Source organism: Xanthomonas pisi DSM 18956 (assembly GCF_001010415.1).
In the GTDB taxonomy this organism is placed as follows: domain Bacteria; phylum Pseudomonadota; class Gammaproteobacteria; order Xanthomonadales; family Xanthomonadaceae; genus Xanthomonas; species Xanthomonas pisi.
On the sequence record NZ_JPLE01000022.1, the window covers coordinates 25,838 to 49,028 of the forward strand.

At 64.3% G+C, this 23,191-nt stretch carries 22 protein-coding genes; 2 read left to right on the forward strand and 20 right to left on the reverse strand.

The features are described 5' to 3' along the window. Window positions 1-97: 97 nt before the first annotated feature. Both panE and Y887_RS06425 read left to right on the forward strand, forming a co-directional pair. Window positions 98-1,036, forward strand: coding sequence for a 2-dehydropantoate 2-reductase (gene panE, locus Y887_RS06420; protein WP_046963552.1), 939 nt, complete (start codon window positions 98-100; stop codon window positions 1,034-1,036). A gap of 842 nt (window positions 1,037-1,878) precedes the next feature. Further along, the gene (locus Y887_RS06425) at window positions 1,879-2,394 is read left to right on the forward strand and encodes a hypothetical protein (protein WP_005989851.1); all 516 of its coding nucleotides are present in this window, start codon (window positions 1,879-1,881) and stop codon (window positions 2,392-2,394) included. A gap of 6 nt (window positions 2,395-2,400) precedes the next feature. On the opposite strand, the gene Y887_RS06430 is transcribed toward Y887_RS06425, so the two are convergent. The 20 genes from Y887_RS06430 to Y887_RS18730 form a co-directional block, all read right to left on the reverse strand. After that, complete coding sequence (locus Y887_RS06430) at window positions 2,401-2,805, reverse strand: acyl-CoA thioesterase (protein ID WP_046963553.1); 405 nt, start codon at window positions 2,803-2,805, stop codon at window positions 2,401-2,403. Window positions 2,806-2,843: 38 nt separating this feature from the next. Beyond that, on the reverse strand, window positions 2,844-3,296 hold the full coding sequence (locus tag Y887_RS06435; RefSeq protein WP_046963554.1) for a hypothetical protein: 453 nt from the start codon (window positions 3,294-3,296) through the stop codon (window positions 2,844-2,846). A 34-nt stretch (window positions 3,297-3,330) separates the two neighbouring features. Then, window positions 3,331-3,657 (reverse strand): thioredoxin family protein, encoded by a 327-nt coding sequence (locus Y887_RS06440; protein WP_046963555.1) that lies wholly within the window; start codon window positions 3,655-3,657, stop codon window positions 3,331-3,333. After that, window positions 3,629-4,114: a flavodoxin gene (locus Y887_RS06445; RefSeq protein WP_046963556.1), complete on the reverse strand. Its 486-nt coding sequence runs from the start codon at window positions 4,112-4,114 to the stop codon at window positions 3,629-3,631. Before Y887_RS06445 ends, Y887_RS06440 begins: the two co-directional genes overlap by 29 nt. Window positions 4,115-4,315: 201 nt before the next feature. After that, complete coding sequence (locus tag Y887_RS06450; protein WP_039521116.1) at window positions 4,316-5,359, reverse strand: ribonucleotide-diphosphate reductase subunit beta; 1,044 nt, start codon at window positions 5,357-5,359, stop codon at window positions 4,316-4,318. Window positions 5,360-5,540: 181 nt separating this feature from the next. Continuing rightward, a complete protein-coding gene (locus Y887_RS06455) occupies window positions 5,541-8,039 on the reverse strand; it encodes a ribonucleoside-diphosphate reductase subunit alpha (RefSeq protein WP_046963557.1) in 2,499 nt (832 codons plus the stop codon). Window positions 8,040-8,737: 698 nt separating this feature from the next. Further along, window positions 8,738-9,613, reverse strand: coding sequence for an HpcH/HpaI aldolase/citrate lyase family protein (locus tag Y887_RS06460; RefSeq protein ID WP_046963558.1), 876 nt, complete (start codon window positions 9,611-9,613; stop codon window positions 8,738-8,740). Next, window positions 9,606-10,700, reverse strand: a complete 1,095-nt coding sequence (locus Y887_RS06465; protein WP_046963559.1) for a cysteine protease StiP domain-containing protein — start codon at window positions 10,698-10,700, stop codon at window positions 9,606-9,608. The genes Y887_RS06460 and Y887_RS06465 overlap by 8 nt, the downstream gene beginning before the upstream one ends. Further along, window positions 10,697-11,452, reverse strand: a complete 756-nt coding sequence (locus Y887_RS18240) for an HAD family hydrolase (protein WP_052764944.1) — start codon at window positions 11,450-11,452, stop codon at window positions 10,697-10,699. The genes Y887_RS06465 and Y887_RS18240 overlap by 4 nt, the downstream gene beginning before the upstream one ends. Continuing rightward, on the reverse strand, window positions 11,453-12,622 hold the full coding sequence (locus Y887_RS06475; protein ID WP_046963560.1) for a phosphoribosyltransferase domain-containing protein: 1,170 nt from the start codon (window positions 12,620-12,622) through the stop codon (window positions 11,453-11,455). Beyond that, complete coding sequence (locus Y887_RS06480; protein WP_046963561.1) at window positions 12,619-13,677, reverse strand: ATP-grasp domain-containing protein; 1,059 nt, start codon at window positions 13,675-13,677, stop codon at window positions 12,619-12,621. Before Y887_RS06480 ends, Y887_RS06475 begins: the two co-directional genes overlap by 4 nt. A 101-nt stretch (window positions 13,678-13,778) precedes the next feature. Further along, complete coding sequence (locus tag Y887_RS06485) at window positions 13,779-14,360, reverse strand: TerD family protein (protein WP_046963562.1); 582 nt, start codon at window positions 14,358-14,360, stop codon at window positions 13,779-13,781. Window positions 14,361-14,486: 126 nt separating this feature from the next. Beyond that, window positions 14,487-15,065, reverse strand: a complete 579-nt coding sequence (locus Y887_RS06490; protein WP_046963563.1) for a TerD family protein — start codon at window positions 15,063-15,065, stop codon at window positions 14,487-14,489. Between the two features lie 109 nt (window positions 15,066-15,174). Continuing rightward, window positions 15,175-16,356, reverse strand: coding sequence for a TerD family protein (locus tag Y887_RS06495; protein WP_046963564.1), 1,182 nt, complete (start codon window positions 16,354-16,356; stop codon window positions 15,175-15,177). Window positions 16,357-16,453: 97 nt separating this feature from the next. Then, window positions 16,454-17,986: a helix-hairpin-helix domain-containing protein gene (locus Y887_RS06500; RefSeq protein WP_046963565.1), complete on the reverse strand. Its 1,533-nt coding sequence runs from the start codon at window positions 17,984-17,986 to the stop codon at window positions 16,454-16,456. After that, a complete protein-coding gene (locus Y887_RS06505; RefSeq protein ID WP_146093447.1) occupies window positions 17,983-19,620 on the reverse strand; it encodes a protein phosphatase 2C domain-containing protein in 1,638 nt (545 codons plus the stop codon). The genes Y887_RS06500 and Y887_RS06505 overlap by 4 nt, the downstream gene beginning before the upstream one ends. A gap of 3 nt (window positions 19,621-19,623) precedes the next feature. After that, the gene (locus tag Y887_RS06510) at window positions 19,624-20,679 is read right to left on the reverse strand and encodes a TerY-C metal binding domain-containing protein (protein ID WP_046963567.1); all 1,056 of its coding nucleotides are present in this window, start codon (window positions 20,677-20,679) and stop codon (window positions 19,624-19,626) included. Between the two features lie 48 nt (window positions 20,680-20,727). Next, the gene (locus Y887_RS06515; protein ID WP_046963568.1) at window positions 20,728-21,363 is read right to left on the reverse strand and encodes a vWA domain-containing protein; all 636 of its coding nucleotides are present in this window, start codon (window positions 21,361-21,363) and stop codon (window positions 20,728-20,730) included. Window positions 21,364-21,547: 184 nt separating this feature from the next. After that, window positions 21,548-22,585, reverse strand: coding sequence for a DUF475 domain-containing protein (locus Y887_RS06520; RefSeq protein ID WP_046963569.1), 1,038 nt, complete (start codon window positions 22,583-22,585; stop codon window positions 21,548-21,550). Between the two features lie 345 nt (window positions 22,586-22,930). Then, window positions 22,931-23,068, reverse strand: coding sequence for a hypothetical protein (locus Y887_RS18730; RefSeq protein WP_162199152.1), 138 nt, complete (start codon window positions 23,066-23,068; stop codon window positions 22,931-22,933). Window positions 23,069-23,191 lie beyond the last annotated feature (123 nt).

The following is a 23,191-nucleotide window of genomic DNA, read 5'->3' on the forward strand; positions in this document are numbered from 1 at the left end:
TGGCTGGCGGACGCGCTGACCCCCATCCGCCCTTCGGGCACCTTCCCCCGCCTGCGGGGGAAGGGCAAGACCAGATTGACTGAGGACAGATCACTTCATGCGCATGCTCATTCTCGGCGCCGGTGGCACCGGCGGTTACTTCGGCGGGCGGCTGGCGCAGGCCGGCGTGGACGTCACCTTCCTGGTGCGCGACGCGCGTGCGGCGCAGCTGCAGGCCGACGGCCTGCGCATCCGCAGCCCGCTGGGCGATGCGGATCTGCCGGTGGCGCATGTCACCGCGCAGAATTTGCCGGACTTGGTAGCGCAGCGGCCGTTCGATCTGGTGATCCTCAGCTGCAAGGCCTACGACCTGGACAGCGCGCTCGAGGCGATTGCACCGGCGGTCGGCGAGCACACCACGGTGTTGCCGATCCTCAATGGACTGCGCCATTACGCGGCGCTGGACGAACGCTTCGGTGCAGCGCGGGTACTGGGCGGGCTGTGCTTCATCAGCGCGACCAAGGGCGAGCATGGGGAGATCCTGCATCTGGGCAAGCCGGCGGCGATCACCTTCGGCGAGCGCGATGGCAGTGCAGACGCGGCACGCGTGCAGGCATTTGCCGCCGCCTGCACGCAGGCGGGCATCGACCATGTGGCCAGCACGCAGATCGCGCAGGAACAATGGATCAAGTACAGCTTCCTCACCGCGCTGGCGGCAGCCACCTGCCTGATGCGTGCGCCGGTCGGGGCGATCGTGGCCACCGACGACGGCCGTGCGCTGATCAACGGCCTGTACAACGAATGCCTGTGGGCCGCCGACGCAGCCGGCCAGTCGATTCCGGAAGCCGCGCGCGCCAAGGCATTGCAGACGCTGTTGCAGGTCGACTCGCCGTTGAAGGCCTCGATGCTGCGCGACCTGGAAGCCGGCCAGGACGTGGAAGCGGCGCAGATCGTCGGCGACATGCTCAGACGTGTGCGCGAGACCGGCCGCAATGCGCCGTTGTTGATGGCCGCACACGTGCATCTGCAGGCATATCAGGTGCTGCGCCAGGCCTGACGCGGCCAGAGGGACGGCACTGGTGGGCGGCGTGACGCGACGGCGCCCCTCATCCGCCCTTCTGGCACCTTCCCCCGCATGCGGGGGAAGGGAACGGGTGGTTCCATTGCATCGATTGCATCGCTGGATACCCCATCGCGCGACGCATGACCGCAGCACCATCAGGACACAACGCACACAGAAGCAATCCCTTCTACCGCACGCGGGAGAAGGTGGCGCGCAGCGCCGGATGAGGGTGGATACGGGCTGGGGATGCCGCATCGCGCGACGCATGACCGCAGCGCCATCACCACACAAGGCACACACGACCAATTCCTTCTCCCGCAAGCGGGAGAAGGTGGCGCGCAGCGCCGGATGAGGGTGGATGCCGGCCGGGGATGCCGCATCGCGCGACGCATGACCGCAGCGCCATCAGCACACAAGGCACACACGACCAATCCCTGCTCCCGCACGCGGGAGAAGGTGGCGCGCAGCGCCGGATGAGGGTGGATGCCGGCCGGGGATGCCGCATCGCGCGACGCATGACCGCAGCACCATCACCACACAAGGCACACGACCAATCCCTTCTCCCGCAAGCGGGAGAAGGTGGCGCGCAGCGCCGGATGAGGGTGGATGCCGGCTGGGTTGATCAGCACAAGGCCCCACCCACGTCCCCGGGCGCGTGATGGAAACTGCAACAACCAGGCATGGCCGCGCGCAGGCCTGGCGCGACCCCACTTCCCCATCCGCCCGGGTGGCTGCGTATAAGCTTGCAGTACACGACGCTCGTCATGTCGTTGCCTTCGCGCCATCACGACGCGGCGCCCACGATGCTCTGCGTCCCATCGCCCGCGTCGCCATCCATGAAGCTGCTCAGCCACCTGTTCCGTGCCGGTCACTTCGTGATCCTGGCGTTCTTCGTGCTGTGCGCGGCGGGGCTGGTGGGAATGGCCGGGTTGGAGTTGTGGCACGGCTTCACGCCGGGCGGCGACATGGTGGTGCGCGACCGCTTCAACGTGGTGCTGGAAGCCATCGGCCTGCTCACCGTGGCCTTGGTGACGCTGGAACTGGGCCAGACCATCTTCGAAGAAGAGATCCTGCGTGACGTCAAGGTCAGCGGCCCCACGCGGGTGCGGCGCTACCTGTCGCGGTTCTTCGTGGTGATCGTGATCGCGCTGGCGATCGAGACGCTGGTATCGATCTTCGAGCTGATGCACGACGACCCGGCCAAGCTGCCGTATGCCGCAGCGGTTGGCCTGTGCGCAGCGCTGCTGCTGATCGCCTGGGGGGTGTTCGTCAAACTCAATCGCAGCGCCGAGGAGCTGGAACCCGAAGCGATGGAAGAGACCAAGCGCGAAGACCGCGAGGTCGAGGAATAAGCACCTTCAGCTGCTGACGGCTGGCAGCGGCGGCACCGAGGTCGGCTTGCCGTCAGCATCCAGGGCGATCATCACGAAGTGCCCGCGTGTGCACAGCTCGCGCGCGCCGCTGAGCAGGTCTTCGGCGATCAGTTCCACTTCCACCTTGATCGAGCTGCGCCCCACCGACACCACCCGCGCGATGGTTTCCACCATCTGGCCCTGGCGGATCGGCAACTTGAAATCCACCTGGTCCGAACGCGCGGTCACCACCGCACGCCGCGCATAGCGCGAAGCGGCCAGAAACGCGGCCTTGTCCATCCACGCCAGCGCCTGGCCACCGAACAAGGTGCCCATATGATTGGTGTGGTTGGGGAACACGATCTCGGCCATGCGGGCCTCGATCGGTGCAACGGTGGTGGTGCTGGTCATGAAGGCGATACCGGAAGAAGGAAGGAAAGCCAGCCAGATCAGCTGCGCAGTGTCGGCAGGAAACTCAAGTCCATGTGGTAGCGCGCCGGGCGCTGCGGATCGACGAAGATGCGCAGCTGCTGCCCATCGACCAGGAACGGCTGCGGATCGGTCCACAGGTTATCGCTGCGATACTCGGTCAACGTGTTGTGCGTGCGGTCGTGGCGCTGGGCCAGGATACGCAACGGGTGCACGCCGTTGACCTGCAAAGACGCATTGCGTTCGACGCACACGAAGCGGGCCTCCTCCACCGTGCCATACCGGCTCAACCACGCAGCACGCCGCGCATGCCAGACGCGATAACCGAGGATGCCGCCCCCCACGCCGCCGAACGCCACGCCCAGCAACAACAAGATCCAGCGCGCCTGATCGGGCAACAGCGCCGCACCGGTCAACAATCCCAGCCCCGCCAGCAGGAAGCTCCAGGCGACGATGGTGACCGTGGTATTCACCGGGCGCCTGGCATCGACCGAGCGCCCGTCACCATCACAGGCCGCTGCGGACCGCCGCTTCCACCTGCGCCGGCGACTGGAAACCGGGCAGGCGCGCCACTTCGCTGCCGTCGCGGTACAGCGCCAGTGTTGGAGTCTGACGCAGGCCCAGGTCGCGGAAGAAATCCTCGCCCACCACTTCCAGCTTGACCTTCAACAAGGCCACACCTTCGGCGGCATCGCTGTTGGCGAACTTGTCCAGCGACATGTCGAGCATGCGACAGCCGGGGCAATTGTCCTTGTAGAAGTCCACCAGCGCGCGCGGGTGCGCGGCCAGGATCTGGGTGTAGTGCTCAGGCGACGTGACGGTAATGGTCTGCATCATGGGGATCGTGTGTGCATTGGGCCAGGACCTCGTCGGTCCAGGCGGCGATGGCCTGCGCGTCGCGCTGGCCGTGGGGCATCTGTTCGATGGTCAAACGCGGAAACGGGCTGGCGAAGAACTGTGCGATGCGATGCACCGCACCGCAAAAATAGTCCTCGCCCCACTGCGTTTCGCCTGTGCCGAACACGGCCACCTGCGGTGGCTTGCCCAGCGTTTCAACCAACTCGACGATAAAACGTTTCATCTCCGACGGCGTACGGCCACCGTTGTCGGTCCAGCTACCGAGCAGAAACAGTTCGTACTGCCCCGGCGCATGCGGCACCTGTTCCAGCCGCTGCACATCGGTCTCCAGCCAGGTCACCGTGTGCCCGGCCGCCTCACAGTGCAGCGCGACACTGCGCGCCACATCACGCGTGTTGCCGCTCAACGATGCCAGGGCCAGCAGGATGTTCATGGGGCGGGGATTTTGGCAGTCGTGATTATGGATTCGTCTAAAGCAGGGATTGGAGAGTCGAAGTGGAGATTCGCCAAAGCACATCAAGTTGCTGTTGCAAATCCCGCCTACCCACTCTCCAATCCCGGATCTTGATGATTCGTAAAGCGCATCGATGCGGCTGCGACGAATCCCAAATCCCGAATACCTAATCCCGGCTCCTCACAGATCGTCGAAGCCGTTATCCGAGTTGGTCTTCTTGTACGAGGCATTGCGCATTTCGAAGAAGTCGGTCTTGGTCTCGGTGAAGTTGTCGGCGTAGGCCTTGATCCACGGCATCACGTTGTCGTTGGCGCCTTCGTACAGCTTCTCGATGCCGAGCATGCCGGCCATCTTGTTGGCGCGGTACTTCACGTAGCGGATCATCTCGTCCACGTCGATGCCGTCGATGCCGTCCAGCACTTCGGCGGTCCACACCGTTTCCAGGTCGATCGCGTGCTCGAAGGCCTTGTGCACGTAATCGGTGAGCTGATCGCCCTGCAGCGCCTGGTTCTCGCCGATGATGGCGCGAATCAGCTCGCTGATGAACTTGGAATGGGCCAGCTCGTCGCGGTTGATGAAGCTGATGATCTTGCCGGTGCCGGTCATGCGGTTCTGGCGGACCAGATTGTAGAAATACGCAAAGCCGGAATAGAAGTTGATGCCTTCCAGGATCGAGGACTGGATCAGCGCGCGAATCAGCGTTTCGGCCGTCTTGTCGCGCATGAAGTCTTCGTAGGCGCCCATGATCGGCGCATTGCGCTTGATGATGGTCGGATGCGTGCGCGCGATCTCGAACACGCGGTTCTGGTCGGCCAGGCCGGTGATCGAGGCCAGCACGTAGCTATAGCTCTCGTTATGGATCACTTCCTGCTGGCCGATGATCGCGGCATTGGCATGCGCGGCCGGGTCGGTGATGTATTCGGCCACGTTGTAGATGAAGCGCGTCTGCGGCGAATCCAGCGTGGCCAGCAGGCCGATGATCGAGTCGTAGGCGTTCTTTTCGCGCGCCGACAGCTCGTTGTACTGGCGTGCGTCGCCCTTCATGTCCACTTCGTCGGGGATCCAGAAGTTGGTCGACAGTTCCTTGTACGCCCGATAGAAAGACGGGTACGGGATGTCGTTCCAGTTGAGGATGCCGGAGGTCTCGCCATTGATGATGGCGGTGGAGCGATTGGGGTGACGCGGCTCCAGGATCTTGATGCGTTCAAGCGGTGTTGCGGACATGTGGGTCTCTACTCGTGTTCCGGGCAGTCGCCCGCGTGTGGCGCGGGGACGGCGGCAGCAATTGTTCTGGAGAAAAGCCCCCTGAGTCAGGGGGCGCGCCGAAGGCGCGGGGTGTGGGAGCTGATGAAGCAGGGTCCACGGTTCGCAACGCGAACTGTGGGAGCGAAAGCGCGAATGCGCTTTAGCTACTGCACCACTCGCACTCACTGATATCGATATCGTTGGAACGCACGTAGTACGTGGTCTTCAGGCCTTCGCGCCAGGCGGTCATGTGCAGGTCCAGCAGCGTGCTCGCGCGGATGGTGCTGGGCACGTAGAAGTTGAAGCTGATCGACTGGTCGACGTGGCGCTGGCGACGCGCGTTCTGACGCACGCTGGCGAACTGGTCGACCTTGTAGGCGCCCTTCTCGTAGTACGGCCAGGTTTCCAGCGACAGGCCCGGAGCGGCGACCGGACGACGGAAGTCCTTCTTCTCTTCGTAATAGAACGCGCTGTAGATCGGGTCGATCGAGGCGGTGGAACCGGCGATCTGCGCGGTGCTCATGTTCGGCGCCACCGCCAGCATCCAGGCATTGCGCACGCCATTGACCGACACCTGCGCCGACAGCTCCAGCCACTGCGGGCTGTTGTAGTCACGCGCACGGAAGTACTCGCCGTTGTGCCAGTCGCTGCCGCGGAACACGCTGTAGGTGCCCTTTTCCTTGGCCAGCTCCATGCTCGCCTGGATGGTCAGGTAGTTGATGCGCTCGTACAGTTCGTCGCTGTAATCCTCCGCTTCCTTGGCGTTCCAATGGATGGCCTTCTGCGCGAGCAGATGGTGCCAGCCGAAGGTGCCCAGGCCGATGGCGCGGTACTTCTGGTTGGTGATGGTGGCCTGCGGCACCGGCAACTGGTTCAGATCGATCACGTTGTCGAGCATGCGCACCTGGATCGGGATCAGCCGCTCCAGCACGTCGGCGCCCAGCAGATCGGCCTGGTCGTCCTGCGCGATGATCGCGCGGCCAAGGTTGATCGAGGACAGATTGCAGACCACGAAGTCGCCGGCCTTCTTGGTGGTGACGATCTGATTGCCGCTGATGATCTCCTGCATCATCCGCGTCGGGCTCATGTTCTGCAGGATCTCGGTGCACAGGTTGGACGAATAGACCATGCCCTCGTGCTTGTTCGGATTCTTGCGATTGACTTCATCGCGATAGAACATGAACGGGTTACCGGTTTCCAGCTGGCTGACCATGATCCGCTTGAAGATCTCGATCGCCTTGACCGTCTTGCGCGTGATGCGCTCGTCGGCCACGACTTCTTCGTACTTGCGACGGAAGCTGCTGTTGGCGTCGCCCTTCTTCTCGTCGTAGAAATCCTGCAGGTACCAGCCCTTGATCCGCTTCACTTCGTGCGGATCGAACAGGTACCAGTCACCGCGACGCTCGACCGCTTCCATGAACAGGTCGGGGATGCACACCGAGGTGAACACGTCGTGCGCGCGCAGGCGTTGGTCGCCGTTGTTCAGGCGCAGATCCAGGAACGACTCGATGTCGCGGTGGAAGATGTCCAGGTAGACCGCGATGGCGCCCTTGCGCTGGCCCAGCTGATCCACCGACACCGCAGTGTTGTTGAGCTGCTTGATCCACGGCACCACGCCGCCGGAGGAATTGGACACGCCGCGGATCGCCGAACCGGACGAACGCACATAGCCCAGGTACGCACCGACGCCGCCGCCGTGCTTGGACACGCGCGCCACGTCGGTGTTGGAGTCGTAGATGCCCTGCAGGCTGTCGTCGACGGTGTCGATGAAGCAGCTCGACAGCTGCCCGCCGACCTTGCCGGCGTTGGCCAGGGTCGGGGTCGCCACGGTCATGTACAGGTTGGACAGCGCCCAGTAGGCCTCGCCCACCAGCTGCATGCGGCGCTCGCGGCTGCCCTTGCCGGTGCCGATCTCGTCCTGCATCAGGTACAGCGCGATGGTCAGCCAGCGCTCCTGCGGCAGCTCGAACACGCCGCGCGAGTTGTCGGTGGCCAGGTAGCGCGTAGCCAGCAGGTACAGGCCGTTGTAGGCGAACAGCTTGTCGCGCTCGGGCTCGATCATCTTGCCGGCTTCGATCAGCTCGTCCTTGGAATAGCGGCGCAGGATGTCGTTGGAATAGACATTGCGGTCGGCCAGGCTTTCCTGCAGGCCGACAAACGAGCCGTACTTCTGGCTGGCGTCATAGAAGCGGTTGCGGCTGGCGCGCTTGTACAGGCGGCGCAGATACAGGCGCGCGGCGAAGTGTTCCCACTCCGGCGTGGTCAGATCGACGCGGGCTTCGGCCTCGCGGATCAGATGGTCGACCAGGTCGTCGGCGTTGACGCTGTCCTTGCGCTCGACAAAGCCGAACACAGAGCGCTTGTAGTCGGCCACGTCCAGTTGCGGGAACTCGGCATGGATCTGGTCGATCGCGCGATCCAGGCGCTGCGCCTCGAACGGAATCTTGCGGTTGCCGGCTTCCTTGGTGATCCAGGTGGCGACGGCTTGTTCTTCGATGGTCTGTGCGTGCATTGCAATGGCTTGGCGGGGGGGCGGCACGACGTCCGACGGGTCGGTCAACTCCGGCGCGCCGCAACCGGGCGCGCTGACACTGGCGGGAACGCTGGGTGTGGCTAGGGTACCGGCGGCGATCGCGGCAAGGGTGTCGTTGGTGGTCATGCGTCCTCCATGCGTAGGCACACGAACCCGCTGGGGACGGGCTGCGGCCGGTTCCGGACTCCCTGGACAGCGATGACGGTGCGCGACGACCAGCACGCAAGACCCACGGTCTGCGGCGGCATCGCCTTCACCAGCCATCTCCTTACCGGAGATTCCACGGCCGCCACCACGCGGTGTGCTGTCGCGCAGTGGTCGGTGGCGAAACAACCGCGGCGCAACGAGACCACGCCGCCCGCTCCAGGCGACGCCCGGATGGCTGTGATCGTTCGTCGCTGCCGCCGCGGAGAGGCGTTTGATTGGCAACCTGCTGCAAATCAATGCTCTCACTGGTCCGGACGCCTTGGGCGACCAACCACCGACTGCCCCAAGATAGTGGGGTCATCAGGAGGGGTCAACACCAAATGTGGGAAAACCCCGCAAACCCTTGTGGCATAAAGCACTGTCTGACGAACGGTCGGCGCCAGGCCGCAGGACCCGCCAATTTCACTGCGCAGTCAAGGCCCAAACCGGCATTTCTGCTGGCCAGTTGGGTTCGGTTGGGCTAGCTGCCGCACATACGCTGGCCACTGGCGGTCACAGTTCTGTGCGCCTCTGGCGCTCAACAAGGGCCCGTCTGGCAGAGCCACCCAGCCTCACACCGCGCCCCAGTCCAGGCCATGCACCTGCTGGCCCGACTGCGCCGGCTGCGACTCATCCGTTCAAAGCGCCACGATGGCCTGGCGCGCAATGATGGCCTGCGCCCAACGCGTGTGGACGGCCTTCTCGACCATGCCGCCGTTGGACTTGAAGACGGCCGTGGTGGCGCCGAGTACCTCGCGCGCAGCACGCAGGTCCTCGTCGCTGACCTGCAACCCCTCCTCGATTACCGAAATCTGCATCGGATGGATCGCGGTCTTGCCGACCAGCCCCATCGCGGTATCGATGGCCAGCTCGCGCCGCAACGTCTGCGGATCGTCGAAGAAATCGTAGACCGGCGCGGTGAGCTGGAAGCCGTACGGCCGGAATGCCAGGACCAGTTGCTGAATGACCAGGCCGACCGGCGTGTCGTAGATCGTGGTGCCGCGCACCCGCTTCATTGCCAGCATGCTCAGCAGATCGTTGCCGCCGATACGCACCGCCAGCACCCGCGAACTCAGCGGGCTGCCCTGCAGGCAGGCACGGATCTCGCGCTGCCCCAGCGGATCCATCGCCTGCGGCGTCTCCAGGGTGGGCATGATGCAGAAATCGTGATCGGCCAGCTGCCGCTCGTAGGCGCCCAGCGTGTCGGTGTCGATCTTGGGCAGCACGAACCCGTGTACGCGGTCGATGTCGTGCATCGCCAGCAGTTGCCCAAGCACTTCAGCATTGCGCGGGCGAATGAACCGCAGCGGGCCGTGCGACCGTGGCGGCAAGGTCGGCAAGGTACGTCGGATGTGACTCATCGCATGCGGCAGGTCGGTGGACGACACCGCATCCTCGGTGCAGGCGATCAGCGAACGCGCCTGCGGAAACTGGCGCCCCGACAGCACTTCGGAAAGATTGTCGTTGGTCGCCGGCACGTACAGCGAGGCACCCAACCGATAGGCTTCAGACATGTCGCAGATCCTTGATGACCGCCGCCGCCTTCAATGGCAGGCTGGAAAGAATGTTTACGTCAATACCACGGGTCTGTGCCAGCCAGCGCAGATGAGCGGTATCGGCATCGTCCGGGCGCTGCAGGCAAAGCGCGCGCGGCGCGCGGCGCAGCATGGCCCTGGTGGTCTCGCCAATGCCCACTTTCAGGCAATGATCATCGTGCACCGAAAATGCCGTGCGCAACTGGCGCAGGCTATCGGTGCAACGCAATGCGGCCGCGCGACGTTGCGCCGGTTGCGCGGCGCCATCATGTACTGGCGCAGGCAGCGCAGCGGCTGCCTGGAGCAGCTGCGCAACGAACCATTGCGACATGTCACCCGCGCGCAGGTCCTGGTACAGCACGCACCCGTGGAACTGGTCGGGGGCAATGCTGGCATTGAGCACGGTACGGCTGACCAGGCCCGACACGGTGGCATTGAGAATGGCCGACGGAATCAGATAATCCTCGATTGAGCCATGGCCGGCGCTACACCCGGCAAGATCCACCAGGACAAACAGATCCGCCGCCACCTGCGTGCCCTGCGCGGCATTGAAGGCCGCCACCGAGGCATGCAATTCGGCGGTGATCGCTCCCTTGCCGGTCCAGCCGTCAACGAACACCAGCGACGCAGGATCGTGCTGCGCACACAAGTGGGCCAGCGCCACGCGGTCGATCCCGCGGCCGCGCAGGATCGAGATCGAATAATGCGGCACGTCCATGTTCCACCGGCTGGCAAACACATGCCGCAAGGCCACCCCGATCGGCGTGCCGGCACGCGCCAGCGATACCAGCACCGGCCGCGCATGCCGTTGCCGCACCGCGCTCGCCAGTTGCAGCAGGTCGCGCGCCATCGTGGGCAGATGACGCGCCACGGCACTGCGGAACAAGGCCAGATATTCCGGAGCTGGCAACTGCTCCGGCGTCAACATTTCCGAATAATGCGTGTGCCCGCCCTGGATCAGACGCTCTTTTTCCTGCAGATCCGCCATCGGCGCGACGGCGATCTGGGTCAGCAGGAAGGTCACATCACCTGGCGCATAGCTGCCAGAGAACCCGAGCGATGTCATGCGTGCGGCCCGCCAGCCAGACCGCGCACCTGCGCCCAGGCCTGCGACCCGGTGGGCACGATCGCCAGATCGCACAGCGACAGGAACGGCAGATCCGTCACGCTGTCGCCTGCCCCTACGACGAACAGCTCGCCATGCTGCTGCCGTAGCCCTGCCAGCAGATGCCGCACCGCCAGCCGCTTGTCCACGCACGGTGGCAACACCGCCAGATTGCGTCCGTTGACGTGATGGGTATATCCCGGATGCTGCTCCACCCATGGCGCGATGACCTGGTCGGAAATCCTGCGCACCGCCTGTTCGTCGCGCGAAGGCTCGCGCGCCACCAGATACGCCGGCTGCTGCGGCGCGCCGGCGATGCTGACCTCCAGCGCATCGCCGAACCGGTCCGACAAGGCCTGTTGCAGCTGCTGCAGGACCGGCAGCTGTGCCTGCATCTGGGTCTGGATCGTTGCTGCCCACACTGGGTCGATCTGCCGCTGCGCATTCACGATGGTGGCGCCATGGGCCACGATCGCGGGGCCGTGGAAAGGTAGCAGCACGCGCGCGAAAGTCTCGAGCGTGCGCGCCGTCACCGGCACCACCAGATCGGCCTGCCGCAGCCACTGTGCAAACAGGCGCTGGCGCGGCGAGGTGTAGCTCACCGCAGTGCCATCGACCAACAACGCCGCCGGCTCCAGCCCCTCTGCCTGCGGTTGCTTGCGCAACGACGAAAACAGGGTGTCGTCCAGATCGACCAAGGCTACCTGGTACATCTAGGCCACCGCCTGCATCGGCGTGGTGACCCGCTGCTCGACCAGATCCACTTCGATGGCCTGCAGTTGCTGCACCAGTCGGTCGACGCAGGCGCGCTCGCGGCTTTCGTGCACCACGATCCGTACCGCGTTCGGGGAGCGCGTCAGGTTATAGAGATAGTTGGGAATCCCCTCGCCATAGACGTCCTCCACCACGGCGATGTCGTCGATGGCGCCGGCCTGCATCAGCGGCGAGCGCGTGGTCGATTGCACCACCACCGCATGACCAAGCGCTTCCAGCGCCTGCGCCAGCCGCTGCGCCGGATACATGCATTCGCCGGTACCGATCACCAGGACCGGACGCTGATCCAGCGCCGCATGGCAAGCCTGCACCAGCACGTCCGGCAGCGCGATCGCGGCGGCCAGGCCCAGCCGGGCGGTGTAGGCGCTGACGTGCTGCCGACGGCAAGCCACCGCAGCGTAGGCCACAGGCGCCGGTGCCAGCACAGCCGCCGGATCACGCTCGAAACGGTACGTGCCGGACCACAGCGAGATGGGCGCAACCTCGGCGATGCCCGGCAGCGCGGACAGCAACGCCTGCACCCGGCCTTCGGAAAAATCGGTCAGCACCACCGGATGCACCGTACGCAGGCGCGGGCACACCGCTCGCAAGGCGATTGCCAGGTTCAGGAAGGTCCGGCCCGAGGTTGCCTCGTCATCCACCAGCACCACCGTGCTCACCCGTTCGAGCGCCGCACGCAGCTCGGGCGACTCGGGCAGATAGAGGAACTGCTGGGTGGCATGGCTATGTTCTTCCTCGAACCGCAGCACCTGCGCACCGTCGAGCGGGTAGCGGGTGGTCTGGAGCAGCATCGCCCGGCTGCCGACGCGTTGCAGGAACGCTTCGAACACCCCGTGCCCCAGCCCGGTCGCGGTTTCGGCCAGTGCCACAAACAGGACCATCTCATCGGCCGGCACAGGAATCTGCGCCGCAAGCTCGGCCTGCACCTGCGCCATCGTGGACGGCGAGGCGGGCCAATGCTTACCCAGCACCTTGGAGACGAAGACGAAGCCGCGCTTGGGATTGCGGCGCGCCCCAACGCCACAGATCTCGGTCAGCGCTCGGGTATTGCCGGGCTGGCCGGCGCAGCGAAGCGTGCCGGTAGGCAAGGTGACCTGCAACGTGCTCATGCGTCGACCGCAACCTGCGGCATCACCGTGCCAGGCAAGGGATGCGCATCAGGCAGTTCCACCGCCAGCGAGATTTCGGTCACTCGAATGCCCAGCCGCGGCACCGGAACATGCACCGGCAATTCGGGAAAGATGCAGGCGCGGTACGCAACATGCGGAAGATTGATGCCGGACATGCAGCTCATGCCGATCCCGCCGGCCGCACGCGGATTGATCTCCAGCAACATCGGCGCACCAGCGAGATCGTCCTTGAACTGCACGTTGATCAGCCCGTTGGCGCCAAAGCGCTTCACCATCGCAGTGGCGAAGCCCACCAGATCCGCGCGCATGGAAAGCTGCTGCACCTTGCTGTTGGGATCCTTCTGGCGCACCACGCACGCCAGCACCTCACCATCGCGTGCGGCGATGTCCACGCTGTACTCCACACCGGGCAGATAGCGCATCACCAGATGCGGCTCAAACGCGGGCAGGCGCTGCATGCGCTCGATCCATTCCTGCGGGCTGCAGGCATAGGTGCTCGGCTCGATCCCGTCCACCAGTCGATAGAAGCCCTTGCCGTACACCGACACGGTGGGTTTGACGCACACCACCCCATCCGCGCTCAGCTGCTCGATTGCCTCAATCGCCTCCGCCAGCGTGGTTGCATAGCGGTACTCCGGTAGCGGTACCAAGCCGTCCACTGCCGCGTAGACCCACTGCTTGTGATGCAGGTTGGGAAGGATGTCGGCAGGCGCCGCATGCACGATCTGGCAGCCCAGCGCCGCAAACTCCGCGCGGTGGCTGGTGAGCAGGCTCTGCTCGTAACCGGGCACCAGGTGGGTGATCTGCAGCTGTTGCACCACCTGGTAGCACCACTGCAGATAGTCGGCCGGGCTCAGGCCCGCAGGTTCGAGCAAGGCATGGTCGGCACGGGCAAAGCCGCGGAAGTTCTCCTGCCGATGGGAGACGCATGTCCAGATCGGCAGTGGCTCGGCCTCGCCACGAAGATGATCGATGATGCGCGCAATGGTCGCGTAGTGCCGGTTGAACCAGACGCGTGCGTGGGGAAGTGACATACGGATACTCGAAAGATCAAACGCGGCCCAGCGCATGGTGCCGACCGATAAGGACGGCACCGCAGGCGCGGCAGCCGTCCTGGATGTTTACAGCTGGATGCCTACAGCTGGCCGTTGATGACCGGCAGCATGTCGTGGAACGTCCGGCCGGAGCAGGACTCGCCGATGGCATGCAGCTTCCAGTCGTTTTCATGGCGATACAACTTGGCCATCAGCTGGGCGGTGTGATTGCCCTGGCACGACAGGTTGTAGCGTGCGACTTCCTTGTTGCCATTGGCATCCACCAGGCGACAGAACGCGTTTTCGATTTCCGCAAAACTCTGGCCGGTGAAGCTATTGACGATGAACACCAGGCTCTTGATTCCGGTCGGAATCTTGTCCAGCTGCACGACGATCTGCTCGTCGTCACCATCGCCATCGCCGGTACGGTTGTCGCCGGTATGTCGAACGCTGCCGTCACGCGAGTTCAATTGCTGGAACCAGATCTGGTCGACCAGCTGATTGGCATCGTTGAACATCAGGCACGAGGCATCCAGATCGATCGACTGGTCACGCTGGCCAAACCCGAAAAACCCCTTGGTCTTCTTTGCATCCCAACCCAGCCCCATGACCACCTTGGTCAACTGTGCGCCGGCTTCCTTGCTCAGCGAGATACGCTGTCCCTTGCTCAAACTAACGCTCATTGCAGTCTCCTTGAGTCATCACCGAGCCGCGCCCGGTGTGAAGGTGGCCGCGCGAATCTTCATTCGCGCGGCCACCGATGATCCATCTCCGTGGCCGCTGCGCCGACGCAGCTGGCCATGCCGGAATCAGCCGATATTGACGCCGTACTGTGCAGCCAGCGGACCCAGGCCACCCTTGAAGCCCTGACCAACCGCACGGAACTTCCAGTCAGTGCCATTGCGGTACAGCTCGCCGAAAATCATCGCCGTTTCGGTGGAGCCGTCTTCGGTCAGGTCGTAGCGTGCCAATTCCTTGTTGTCTGCCTTGTTGACGACGCGGATGTACGCGTTGCCCACCATGCCGAACGACTGGCGACGGCTTTCGGCTTCGTGGATGGTGACGGCAAACGACACTTTGTCGACAGCGGCGGGGACGCCGTTGAGCGAGACGGCGATCTGCTCGTCATCGCCCTCGCCAGCGCCGGAGCGGTTGTCGCCCTGGTGCACGACCGAACCGTCCGCAGAGGTCTTGTTGTTGTAGAAGATGAAGCTGCTGTCGTCCGGCACCTTGCCGTCCGGCTTGAGCAGGAATGCACTGGCATCCAGATCGAATTCGCTGCCGTCGGTGGCGCGCGGATCCCAGCCCAGGCCCACAACCACTTCGCTCAGGCCAGGTGCTTCCTTGCTGAGATTGACGTTACCGCCCTTGGAAAGACTGACGCTCATAGTGAACTCCTTAGATTTACGGGGTAAGAATCAGAACCTTGCGGTTCCTGGGAAACGCGGGTGATCGTCCACGGGCACATGGCAGCGCCCGCTGGACGAGACATACCGGCTACTTGCGGGCGGCTCTCCATTCAAAACCAAAGCCGAACCGTAGATCCATCGTGTCGTGCCCGGTGAAATAGTCCACCTGTTTGGTTGCACGAAGGGTGCCGTTGCTGTTTTCGAGCATGGCAATGGCGCACATGCCGTCGCGATTGTTCGGGCTGTCCAGGCGCGCTTCCAGCTCCGGCTGGCCCGGGGTACGGATGGTCACCACGCCATTGGCGCTGGACCAGTTGGGAGTGCCCTCGTAGATAAAGGCGAAGATCAGCACGCGCTTGATGCGCGACCACTCATCGCCATTGAGGTGCAGGAACTCGCCTTGGCCGGAACTGCCGCTGCGATCGTCGCCCATGAGTTTGACGTACGGCATCTGCGCCAGGCTACCGAAATTGCCGCCCAGCGCCTGGATGACCGTCTTGTCTCCGTCCTGCATCTCCACCATCGCGCCAAGATCCAGATCGATGGCGCGCGAAAACAGGCCGCCACCGCGACTCCAGCGCAGGTTGACCACAATCTCACCGAACTTGCCCGACGCCTTCTCCAGTGCCACCGGCTTGGATTTCTCAAGCACGATCTTGGACAGATTTACCGACGGCGGTGGCGGTAGAGGTGGCGGGGCGACGGGCACAGGCGGCGGCACACTGGCAGGCGCGGCCGTGGTCGCATCCGGATCGTCAGCCACATCCACGCCGAAATGCTTTGCCAGCGGGCCCAACCCCCCGGTAAATCCCTGCCCCACCGCACGCAGCTTCCACTGGCCGTTGCGCCGGTAGAACTCGGCCAGGATCAACGCCGTCTCTGCCATGCCGACCAACGGCGGGGCAAAGGTGCAAGCCTGACCACCACTGGCCACCTCCAGTGTCAGTTGCTGCAGCTGCGCAAAGCGCTGCGCACGCCGCATCCCCTGATCGATGGTGATCGCAACGGCCACGCGCTCGACCGCTGCCGGTAACGCAGACAGCTGCACGCTCACCCGCCGCGCTGCGGCATCGAGCATGACGGCGCCGGCCTGGAAGCTTGGCTGCCCATAGAAAACGAAGGCGCTGTCATCGATGACCTGGCCCTGGGCGTTCAGGACGAACGCACTGAGATCCAGATCCATGCCGGAAGGCACGCCAGCGATCGTGACCTGCGCGTCGAGCCGATCGCCCTCCAGGGCTATGTTCTGTCCGACCTGTAGATTCGTCACTACCCCTGTCCCTGGCTTGGCCCGTCTGCGCTATACCGTTGCATCGGCACAGCCGGTATGCAATCCGCAGGTCGAAAGAGTGACCTGCCCCGCAAGTCTAGTCAACCGCAACGACACTGCTTGCCGCGTCGGCCTGGACCAGTTGCACATGCAGCAGGCGCCCGCCCTCCGCACGCGACAGCAGCAGCTGCCGCCCCTGCGTCAGCTCCACCTTTTCCCCGATGGGGACCAGCATGCTGCCGGTCGCATCGTAGAGCTCGGGCATCGCCTCATTGACCAGATACCAGCGCTCCTCGTGCAGCACGAAGTAGCCCACGCGTCGCCGTTGCTCGAGGGCGAGCTTTTCGTTGGGCGCGAGGTGTCGATTGACATGCCAGGGAAACAGGGATTGGCCGGTGTACACCACCAAACGATGATTTTCCGGCCGAAACTGACCGGGCGTGTGCGTGGAGAAATACAGATCCAGCACCGGCAGCGCATTGGGATAGGGCGTGGCACAGAACGGACAGCGCGGCCGCGACGTATTGTCGAAGACATACCACCCCTGCTCGCACCGGACATTGGTGCATGGCTGCAGCAGATCGACGGTGCGTACCAGCGCGTTCTCCCACTCCAGGGCCTGCGGCCGCTGCTGCGGATCATGCAGCCCCGCAGTGAAGGCGCGCAGGAACAGCGGCGCCAGGTAGGGGCCGGTCAACGTATACGGCCGCGCGGTGGTATCGGCCCAGGGCAGTTCGCTGCTGCGCACATCACTCAACCGCACGCGATTGGACCCATCGTGCGGATCCTCCACAAACAGCGCCCGTTCGCCCATCGCCAGCTCTTCGTCGCGCGTGGCATCCGGGTCGTGCACCTTGCCGCCACGCAACGGATGGCGATACAACAGGTACATGTAGATCAGGGTGGCCAGCGCATGCAGGTCGGTCTGGATACACGGCAGGCAACGCTGCGGGTCGTGCTTGGGCAGGCTGGCGGTGGCGACGACCTCCGGCGCGATGAAGTCCGGCGTCCCGACCACGTCCGGCGGATATTTTCCCGGCACCACCAACCCATCGATATCGATGATGCAGGCGTTGCCACCGACCGGATCGACCAGCACGTTCTTGTAGGAGAGATCCGAATGCGCAAGCCCCGCCATATGCAGGCGGCGGACTGCGCGGGCAATCAGCAGGCAGATGCGCAGGTGGCTGGCCCAGTTCCCCAGTTCGCGCGGATCCAGATACTTGCTGCGGTTATTGGCAGAGGCAAACCACTTGCCTTCCTTCTCACGGCCGACGATCTGCAGCACATCGCCATTGCGCGAGCCATGTTCGAAAAAGAAGTGCCGTGCGTACATCGGCGCAACCAGGCCGAAGCGGCCATTCCATTCCAGGGTGCGTTGCGGCCAACAGAACATGCCGCTCCAGTACTCGCCGCCCACCTGATTGAAAATACCGTCGCGGAAACGGCCAACGATATTGGCGATCCGCTCACGCACGTTGGCATCGGGCGGCTGGCGAAAGAACAGCACCACATAACTGCCGTCCACACTGAAATAGCAGTCCTTCAGTCCGCCACTGCCACGCAGTTGGTCGTAGAACTCGACGGCGCTGCCATCGTGGGCGGTGGTCCGGATGATGGCAGCGCTCATTCCACCCGCTCCGTCTGTATCATCAACAAGGTCCGATCGTCATGCTCGCCTGGGCACCAGAAGCCGAGATAGTCCACCAGCGCATCCAGGCAGCGCGCACTGCCCTGCTCAACGTGCAGTTGCGGCGCAATATCGGTCTGCCACCAGTGCTGCCACTGCGCCGGGTCCTGCAAGGCGCGCTCGGTACCGAACTTGGGATCGGACACGCCGTCACTCATCAGGATCACCTTCGCGCCTGCAGGCAGCCATACGCAGCGCAGGCGCGCCTGCACGGCCGCCTGCGGATCGCCGGCCAACGCATCGGAAAGGAAGAACCGGGTTTGACCGGAGTATTCGCCGGCGTCGGCATGCCCGAGCAACTGCACCTGGCCGGTGGCAGCGTCGTAGGCCGCCGCGGCGCCATCGCCGATCCAGTAGTTGAGGACCAGCAGCTGCTCGCCGCAAGGCCGCACGGCGGTCAGCATCAATGTCGCGGCCAGTGCACTTTCATCGACGCCAAGCAGGGTGGCGTGCTGGACCAGGGCCTGGCTGGCCGAGACCAGGCTGGCGCAAACGGCCTGCGTCAGCCGTGGTTGCACCCTGGGCAGGACCTCGGCGTGCTGCTGCCATTGCAGCCCCTGGCCGTGCGTCCAGCATTCGATGCCATCCATGTGCGCCGCCAGCGCGGTGACGGCATGCCGCGTCAGCAGCTCCGAGCCGCGTCGCGACAGCGGCGCCGACCCGGCGCCGTCTGCAACCGCGCAGACCAGCCAGCGAGCATCTCGGTCGGTGGCAATGGCGAAATCGTCTTCGCGGAAACTGGCCGCATTTGCGTGGGACCGCCCGCGCACACTGGCGGCGACCACCTGCGCCCCGGCAATCTGCGCGTGCGCCGTTGCGGTATGCGGTTTACGCAGGCCCAAGGCTGCATCCGGCTCACGCTGTTTCCACAGCGCGCGCGGGTCGGGATTGACCAGCAAGCTGGCCACGCCGGCATGGACTGGCGCGCCCCCTGCCGCATCGACCGGCACGAACCGCGCGGCAAAATGCATTTCTTCACCGGTCGCTGTGGCTGTGCTCGGCACACCGGACAGGACGCCGTCCGCTGCGTCGAAGCGCAAGCCGCTTCCCTGCAGGCCATCGACCGCCATCAGGCGATACTGAAGCTGGGGCCGCTGCGGATCACTGACTGGCGTGGCCTGGGCGCGATATGGCGTACCCGCGGTGGCATTGGCAAATCGCCAACGCAGCGCCGTTGTTGTGGGCGCGGTGGTGGCGGGAGCCACGAAGAGCGCATCGGCCGCCACCCCAGGAGCGGACGCCGGTCCTGCAGGCGCATTCTTACCCAGCGTGATCGATTCGACCTGGGTCTGCCCGGCCTGACTCGGTACCGTTGCGGTTTGCGCCTCGGCTGTCGCGGAGGGAGCGGGCGGCGGCGTGGATGCCAATGCAGCCGCAAGCGGCGGCGCAAGGCGCAAGGCGGTGGCGTCGAGCCAATGCAGCAACTCCAGCACCGGCGCTTCCTGCAGCAGCTGCCGGAGCAGGGCCGGTTCCGGCGCAACCCCGTGCTGACGGAGGTAGCTGCCAAGCACCTCGGCCAGAGCGGCCTGCGCCTGCACGTGCGCCGGCGGCGCCGGTGGTGGCAATGGCGACATCAGCTAGCCCCGCGCACGCGAGATCTCGACCGACTCTCCATCGGCGAAACAGCCGAAGTAGGCGCGCTGCTGGCACCATGGACAGGTCTGCTTTCCTTCCCCGGCAACGCAGAACGTATTGCCGCAGGAACACATCGCAAATCCGATCCGGTTACCGCAATGCGGGCAACTTGGCGTGCCGAAGATCTGGTCCGACTCCACCGTGGCGAAGTTGGGCGCCTCTGAAGACATCTCGAAATAGCTGTTCTTGACCGGATAGCAGCCGACCAGCCGATACGTGGTGGCGCTGAGTTGCGCGCTGCCGACATCGAAGGATTGATGCATCGGCTCGTAGCGCGAGATGTACGGCAATTCGCTACGCTGGCACTTGGACACGAAGTACGCGTTGGACTCGTCGACGCGCTCCATCGGCTTGTCCAGATTGAGCTTCTTCAGAATCGACACGTCGGCGTCTGGCAGCTGCTCTTCCTTGGTCACATCACCCACGCTACGGCTACGCGCCTGTACCGATTGCGTGACCCAGGCGATGAAGCGCTGAAACGCACCGTCGCTGCTGTCATCGAGCGTCAGCACCTTGTCGGCATCGGTGAACTGGCTGAGCACTCCCAGGTCGGCATTGCGCCCGATCGAGACCGCAACCAACGAGACGCGGCTGGCGTAGTGCTGCTGCCAGCGCGACAGGGCCGGCGCGATATCGTCGGTTGGCTTGCCATCGGTGATCAGGAAGGCGATCGGCTTCCAGTCGCCCTTGCGCTCAGGGGTATTGCGGCGCACCGAGGCATCCACCTCGTCCATCAGATAGTTCATTGCCCTGCCCAGCGAGGTCCCACCGCCCGCCGGCAGGCTGGGCACGACCACGCTCGTCAGTTCGGTCAGCGGAAGCAACCGGCGCACCTGGCCGGCGAAGGCGATGATCGAAATCCACGCGGTTTCCAGCGCGTGCGGATCGGTCCGTAACGTCGCCACGATGTGCGACAGGCCTTCTTCGAGCCGATACAGGTTTTCCCCGATCATTGACTCGGAGACGTCGAGCAGGAAATAGATCGGAAGGCGACGCATCTCAGACTCCGCAACGAAGACAGCGACTCAAGAACGCGGCAACCGCGGTTACAGCACCAGCTGGATTTCGCTCGGCGGCGGCGGCAGCGCCGTGCCCTCCGGGGTTCCTTGACTCCGGCTGCCACCGCTGACCGCTGCCGACACCCACTTGAAGAAGCTGGTGAACGACGCGCTGTCCAGCGTATCCAGCGCAAACACATTGGCGGTGAACATGGACAGGTAGGTCGACTTGGCCTTGGGACCTGCCGCGCAGGCGATGATGTTGGCAAAGTTGCGCTTGCGCAGTTCGGGAATCTGCTCTTCGAACACCTGCAGATCGGTGGGACTGCCATCGGTCATCACGAACAGCAACGGCGCCCAATCGCCCTTGGCGTCTTCGCTGGAACGACGCACTTCCAGATCCACACGCTCGCAGACATGCTCCAGCGCCTTGCCGAGCATGGTGGGACCCGAATCGGGGGTCGTGATTTCCGGCAATTGCAGCTGGTCCAGCGGCGTCAGCGGCAGGATGGTCTTCACGTCCGCATCGAAGGTCATCAAGCAGATGTGCACGCTCTCCAGGGCCGATGGATCCTGCCGCAGCGATGTCACCAGGGCACGCAGCCCGACATTGACCGCAGCGATCGGCTCGCCGCGCATGGATCCGGAGGTGTCGAGGAGCAAATAGACGGGCAAACGACGCATGACTTCACCTGATAAAGGAAAGGCGGGAAAGAGGCCGGTTCATCGTGTCAGGCAGGTTGGCCAGACATGCGGCAGGCGCAGCGCGCCGCCGGCGGTGCCGGCCAGTCCGGCGTGGCGCGACGCTGTGGGCCTGGCCGCACCAGCGTCGCTCCCTGCCGAAAACAGCGAACGACAGTCGGCCAGGCTACGCGTTGTCGCCAGCCGGGTGCCGCTTACGGTAGCGGATCGAGGACCACACCGAGGCCGCGATGAAGGCCACGCCGATCAGGCCGGTCAGCACTTCCGGTACGTGGTGCACCGTGCCGATGAGCATGATGATCGCCAGCACGCCGATGGCGTAATGCGCGCCGTGCTCCAGGAACACGAATTCGTCCAGCGTGCCCTTGTGCACCAGATAGACCGTCATCGACCGCACGAACATCGCGCCGATCGCCAGGCCCAGCATGATGATCACCACGTCGCGGGTGATCGCGAACGCGCCGATGACCCCGTCGAACGAGAAAGAGGCATCCAGCACTTCCAGATACAGGAACGCGGCCACGCCCGAACGCTTGGCGACGCTGACACCGCCCTCATCCTCTTCGGACTCGAACAGCGCATCCACGCTATCGACCAGCAGATACAGCAGGATGCCGCCCATACCGGCGAACAGCACGCTCTGGAAGATGTCCTGCGGCAGGAACAGCTTGGTCCCCAACAGCACGGCGACCGCGACGATCACGGACATGGCATCGGCCTTGCCCAGCTTGCCGACCAGGCGCTCCACCGGTCCCAGCCAGTGCAGCTCGCGATCACGATCGAACAGGAAGTTGAGGAACACCAGCAGCAGGAACATGCCGCCGAAAGCCGCAATCGAAGGGTAATGATCGGTCAGCACCTGGCTGTACTTTTCCGGCTCGTTGAGCGCCAGATCGATCACCGGCATCAGGCCCATGCCGGTCGCCACCGACACGATCACGATCGGGAACACCAGTCGCATGCCGAACACGGCGATCAGGATACCGACGGTCAAAAACAGCTTTCGCCAGAATTCGCTCATGTGCTTGAGCACGCCGGCGTTGACCACCGCATTGTCGAACGACAACGACACTTCAAGCACGCTCAGCACCGCGCACAGCCACAAGGCTTGCCATATGCCCATGCTGGAGTTGTGACCCCACCAGGCGGCCGCCGCGAGACACAGCGCTGTGACGACGAAGGACATCCTAAAATCACGAAACATCGAAACTCCCGACAGGACTGAGATAGAAGCGGACCGTCACGACCCGGGGGCGTATGCCGTAGCAGCACACGTCAACAGGTGATCAGCGAAATGGAAGGAGGTGTCATCTGCGGCATCGCGTCGTTGGCTCGCCGCTCGTGACCCTGGACGGACAGGGTGGTAGCGCGGCACTGCGCCCATGCCACAGGCATTGTGTGCACCGGTGATGGTGCCACGCGTTGATCGAACATCGCTGTCGGCCATGACATCGTCCGTGAAAGTGTGGAGCCAGGCGCGCCGCGCTCCAGATCGCACGGAGTCTACGGCCATTCCCAGCCCAGCACCAGCAAGGGCCGGAGCCGCCTGCTACGGCGGAGACACCGGCAAGGTCACCGCCATTAGGGTCGCATCGTCCGGATCCGGGCGCACCCCGAAGCCCAGGCTCTGGCACATCGCCAGCATGGTGCGGTTCTCGCGCAGTACCTGGCCTTCGATCTGCTTCAAGCCCAGCCAGCGACGGCCCGGCAGCGCTATCGACCTAGCCCCATCAAGTCCTGGAGGGGGTATTGACATGGTTTCCGCCTTGCCATGACAGTCACATCCACAGGGACGATGGCGCAATGCCCG